The 4964-nt window shown below is 65.6% G+C and carries 4 protein-coding genes and 1 pseudogene; 3 read left to right on the plus strand and 2 right to left on the minus strand.

Annotated elements, in window-relative coordinates; all coding sequences use genetic code 11:
- On the plus strand, positions 1-617 hold a 617-nt coding region (locus tag QOD90_RS14765), incomplete at its 5' end, for an SDR family NAD(P)-dependent oxidoreductase (RefSeq protein ID WP_526350933.1).
- On the plus strand, positions 617-1558 hold the full coding sequence (locus QOD90_RS14770) for an alpha/beta hydrolase (RefSeq protein ID WP_526350935.1): 942 nt from the start codon (positions 617-619) through the stop codon (positions 1556-1558). The genes QOD90_RS14765 and QOD90_RS14770, both read left to right, overlap by 1 nt.
- Positions 1559-1571: 13 nt before the next feature.
- Here QOD90_RS14770 and QOD90_RS14775 read toward each other — a convergent pair.
- Together QOD90_RS14775 and QOD90_RS14780 are read right to left on the minus strand one after the other, a co-directional pair.
- A pseudogene (locus QOD90_RS14775) lies at positions 1572-2662 on the minus strand (NAD(P)H-dependent amine dehydrogenase family protein).
- A 181-nt stretch (positions 2663-2843) separates the two neighbouring features.
- Positions 2844-4517 carry a thiolase C-terminal domain-containing protein gene (locus QOD90_RS14780; protein WP_526350937.1) on the minus strand — a complete coding sequence of 558 codons (1674 nt, stop codon included), beginning with the start codon at positions 4515-4517 and terminating at the stop codon, positions 2844-2846.
- Between the two features lie 157 nt (positions 4518-4674).
- Between QOD90_RS14780 and QOD90_RS14785 the strand changes: the two genes are divergently transcribed.
- The coding region (locus tag QOD90_RS14785; protein ID WP_526350939.1) for an SDR family NAD(P)-dependent oxidoreductase at positions 4675-4964 on the plus strand (290 nt) is incomplete at its 3' end.

Genomic DNA, 4964 nt, shown 5'->3' on the forward strand with positions numbered 1-4964 from the left:
TAGCCGCCATGGGCCGGCTGCGCTGCCTCGTGCACACCGCGGGTGTCTCACCGGAAATGGCCGATGCGGCCACGGTGCTGGACGTCGACCTGGCGGGCTCGGTGCGCATCACCGACGCCCTGCTTCCCCTCGCCAACCCCGGCAGTTCAGCGATCCTGATCAGCTCGATCGCCGCATACAGCGACGTGCCCGCCGCGGTCGAACTGTTGCTCGACGATCCGCTGGCCGACGGGTTCCTCGCCGCAGTCGAGCAGGCCCTGGGCCAATCGCTCGACAGTGCCACGGCCTACGTCCTTGCCAAACGCGGGGTCATCCGGCTGGCCGAAAGGCTGGCCGCGCCATGGGGAGCCAAACGCGGACGTGCGGTGTCCATCTCTCCCGGCCTGATCGACACACCGATGGGCAGGCTGGAACTGGACCGTCAGCCCATCATTCCGATGATGATCGAGGTGACGCCGGTCAAACGCCCGGACAGACCGCTGCCGGGGCGCCCCGAGGACATCGCCGCCGCGGTCGCCTTCGTGGAGTCCGACGCCGCGGCATTCATCTCCGGTTGCGACCTCCGCGTCGACGGCGGACTCGTGGGCGCAGGCAAGCACATGATGGGAGTAAGTTGATGGCGCTGACCAGAACGGACTGGATCGACCCGGAGCTCAGCGAAAGTCTCCGCGGATTCCCCGATTTCGAATTCTCGGCCGCGAACATTCCCGCCATGCGCGCGGGGACCATGTTCGAACCGCAGTCCGCAGCCGACGTCGAGCGTGTCGAGCTGACGACCGAAGCCGGCGCCGTTGCGCTGTCCGTTCTGCGACCCGTCGACCCCGTCGACATGCCGCCTGTTCTGTACTGGATGCACGGCGGCGGGATGGTGATCGGCAACCGGTACATGGACGACGCCCGCCTGATCGAGTGGTGCCGCTGGTTGGGCTGCGTCTGTGTAAGCGTCGAGTACCGGCTGTCCCCCGATTCGCCCTACCCAGCGCCGCTGGACGACTGTGAGGCCGGGTTGCGCTTCATCGTCGACCATGCCGACGAACTGCGCGTCGACAAACAGCGGATCGGCGTCGGTGGACGAAGTGCGGGCGGTGGACTGGCCGCGGGCCTTGCCTTGCGGTGGCGCGCGAATGCGGATGTCCCGCTGGCGTTCCAATACCTGGAGTATCCGATGCTCGACGACCGCGGCCTCACCGTGTCGAGCCAACTCGAGGGATTGCCGATATGGAGTCGCGAATCCAACGCGTTCGGCTGGCGCAGTTATCTCGGCGAGCGCCACGGCACCGACGACGTGCCAGTGGACGCAGCGCCCGCCCGGGCCACTGAACTGAGTGGCCTACCAACGACATTCATCGGTGTCGGCACTGCAGACTGTCTGCGCGACGAGTCGATCGATTTCGCCGCGCGACTGTGCCGGGCGGCCGTACCAACCGAACTACACGTCTACGCCGGCGCCGTGCACGGATTCGACATGTTCGCCGACACCGCTATCGCCCAGACCGCTGCACGCGACAGCGCGGACTGGCTGGCCCGCCAGTTCGGTGGCCGCCGCCTGCTCGCCTAGGCGGTCGCCGCTGTCAACGCTGTGGACGCTCGTTCCACATCAGGCCGCGCATGGTCACTGACAGGGGAATGTCCTCGACATCGATCAATCCTTTGGGTGCGCGGCACACCCAGTCGATCGCATTGATCGCCCGACCCGCCGTCGAGATGCAGCCAGCGTCACTGGAATCGAGATCTGGATGAGAGACGTGAGTGTTCATCTCCACTCGTGGTTCGCCCTCCACGACGACACGGTGTACGCCGGTATGACCGTCGGGCGGGAACTCCCAGTCGGGCGCTGCAGCGGAGGTGAGCCTAGAAACGTGCTCGATGGTAATCACCGGTTTGGCGTCACGGACGCCCTCGGCGGCAACCGAACCGCCGCCATCTGTCCCCGCTCCACCGTCATCATCGTGCAGTCAATGCGGTTCGGTGTGAACCAGCGTTCGGCGCGCTGGCGCACTTCGTCGAGTTCGATGTCGAGATTGTCCGCCAGCCTGCGCACCTGACCGCCCCACATCGACACAATGACCCCGGGCAGCAATAGCATCGGCGTTTCGTGGTCCGGAGCCATTCCGAAACCCATTCCGGCCCCTGTGAACTCGGCATCATCATAGTTTCCGTAGTCGAAAATCTCCTGCACGGTGATCGAAGAGACGCGGGTGCTCAGGCTGACTGCAGAATGCACCAACGTATCGCCAGAGAAGCCCGGGTCGATTCCGTTGACGTAAAGGGAGGTATCGCCGGCCTCACAGGCGTGCTCCAACGGCACCCGCAACCAGTCTTCGACATGGTGAGGAGTGACTAGCCAGACCATTGAGGTTCCGACGACGTTGGTGCCCGCCGCCAGAAACTTGGCCATCTGGTCGATCGCCTCCATCGGCCGAGTCTCGCCTTGAGCTGTATAGACCACGCAATCGGCGCCGAGGTCTACCAGGGCATCAACATCGTCGGTGGCGATGATGCCCGTCGGTTGGCCCAGCCCGCAGAGCTCAGCTGCATCCCGACCGATCTTCGCGGAACTGGCGGCATGTACGCCGACCAGTTCTAGATCTGGCCTACCGATGATTACTCGCAACGAATGCCGCCCAACGTTGCCAGTGGAGAATTGGATTACTCTGCGCACACTTGCTCTCAACTTTCTAGTTGGCGATGAGTGACCGCGTCAGCGATCGGATTCGTTTGTCGCAGAGGGCAAGTCCTCAAGTCCTTACCTCGGCGGTGGATCTTGCAGTCCATTCCGAACGCGAGAGCTCACGTGCCTGGGCCAACCAACGAGCAGTCCAACTTCATCGGTCCGTCCTCGGCTAGTTGTCTCGTCGCAGCAGTAGGGCTCCCCCCGGAGTGCCGCCACCGGTGGTGACGACCGCGACCTGGGCACCGTCGACCTGGCGACCGGCCGCCTCACCGCGGAGTTGCGCCATCGCTTCCGCCAGGAAGCCGAACCCATGGGTCCGCCCAGCCGAGAGCTGACCGCCGTGGGTGTTGAGCGGCAACTTCCCGTCCAGTGCGATGGTCCTTCCGCCGTCGAGGAAGTCGGCGGCCTCTCCGAGGCCGCAGAACCCCAGCGCTTCAAGCCAGGAGACGGCGTTGAAGGTGAATCCGTCGTAGAGTTCGGCGACGTCGACGTCGTCGGGGCGCAGATCGGTCCTGGTCCACAGGTGCGCGGCCGGCCCAAAGACCTGCGGCTCGTGGGTGAGCGTGTCCTGGTCCCAGGAGATCCGGTCGACGACCTGGGTGCCCACCGCCTCGACCAGGACCGGTGGATTCGGCCGGTCGGCGGCCGTGTCGATCGAGGACACGATCACCGCGATCGCCCCGTCGCACGGTACGTCGCAGTCGTAGAGGCCGAACGGCGAGCTGATCATCCGCGCCGACAGGTAGTCATCCAGGGTCAGCGGGTCGCGGTAGATCGCGGCCGGATTGCGGATGGCGTTCGCGCGCGCGGTCAGGGCGATGGGTGCCAACGTCGAGGCGCGGTCGCCACCGTAGCGCCAGAAGTAGTGCGAGGCGTTGACCCCGATCCAGTTTGCGGCCGACATCGCGCCGAAGGGGGCGCGCCACTCGAACATGCCCGAGGCCCCTCGACTGCCCCCGGACCGCGACGTTGCGGCTCTGGCCAGCGTGGTGTGCGTCGATTCCCACACGGTCCGAAAGCACAACACGTGCCGACACAGTCCGGCAGCGACGGCGAGCATGGCGGATACGACGCTGCCGCTGGGCCCGGGGACTTCGCCGCCACCGCTGATCCAGGTGGGCTGGAGGCGCAACGCCTCCTCGACGGCGGTGATTCCGCCCTCCGACATCCCGCCGACAAGTCCTCCGGGATAGGTGGCCAGGCCGTCGATGTCGGCCAAGGTCAGTCCCGCGTCCTCGACGGCCCGCAGGCACGCCGTCACAGTTAGCGACAGCGGATCGACCATGAGGCGCCGTCCGATCGTCGAGCTGCCGACTCCGGTCAGTGCGACCTTGTCTTCGAACTTGCTACTGGACACCATCGGGCGCACGGCCGAGGTGAGGTCGCGTGGGCCCGGGACTTGTCCGGTCCCCGAAGCCTCGGGGTCGGGTTCAAACAGCGGGATCCACACCTCGTCGTGCTGCTCGAACACAACGCGCACCTGCATGCCGATGGCGACGTCATCGGGATCACAGCCACCGATGTTCGTCGTTAGTCGGGTGGACGGATCTTCGGCAATGGCGACGACTGCGACCACGTATGGCGGCGCGAATCTCGGCAGCCATTGCTGATGGTTCACGGTGAAACCGGCGACCGTCGCGCGTCCCGACACCGGCGTCATCGCCACATCAACGCTGTGGCACTGCGGGCATATCGGCTGCGGCGGGTGGTGATACCGGTGGCAGACCTGACACTGGGCGATCCGCAGCCACCCGTCGGCTCCACTAGCCCAGAACGGTTCGCTGCTAATACTCGGCTGGGGTAGTGGCCGCACCACCGGTTCGGCCGGGCCGGGCTCAGTCATCACACCTCCGGTTCACAACGGGCTGCATTGACGACGACCGTAACAGTTCCGGACATGTGATCGATCATCTCAGTAGAGCGCCACTCTACTTTTATGTACAGTGACAACCCCGTAAGGGGACATCAAGTAGTCACGTCAGGCAGGGATGAGGGTTCGCGTGAAGGTTAAGCACAGCGCCGCGGTGATCGTCGGAGGCGCGTCGGGCATGGGGCGGGCGACCGCCGAACGGCTAGTAGAGCGGGGTGCAACGATCGCCGTGCTGGATCTGCCGACTTCGGACGGCGCCGCCGTGGCCGAGGAGTTGGGCGCGTCTTTTCATCCGTGCAACGTCACCGACAGCGAAGAGGTGGAGGCCACCCTGGCGGCGGCTGTCGAGCAGCTGGGAGCACTGCACATCGCGGTCAACACGGCCGGAGGCGGAGTATCGGCCCGCACTCTGTCCAAGAG

It is taken from the genome of Mycobacterium sp. (assembly GCF_032161845.1).
Classification (GTDB): Bacteria; Actinomycetota; Actinomycetes; order Mycobacteriales; family Mycobacteriaceae; genus Mycobacterium.

Coding starts and splice junctions, on each gene's coding strand:
- QOD90_RS14770 (WP_526350935.1), top strand. CDS start 617: ATGGCGCTGACCAGAACGGACTGGATCGACCCGGAGCTCAGCGAAAGT.
- QOD90_RS14780 (WP_526350937.1), bottom strand. CDS start 4,517: ATGACTGAGCCCGGCCCGGCCGAACCGGTGGTGCGGCCACTACCCCAG.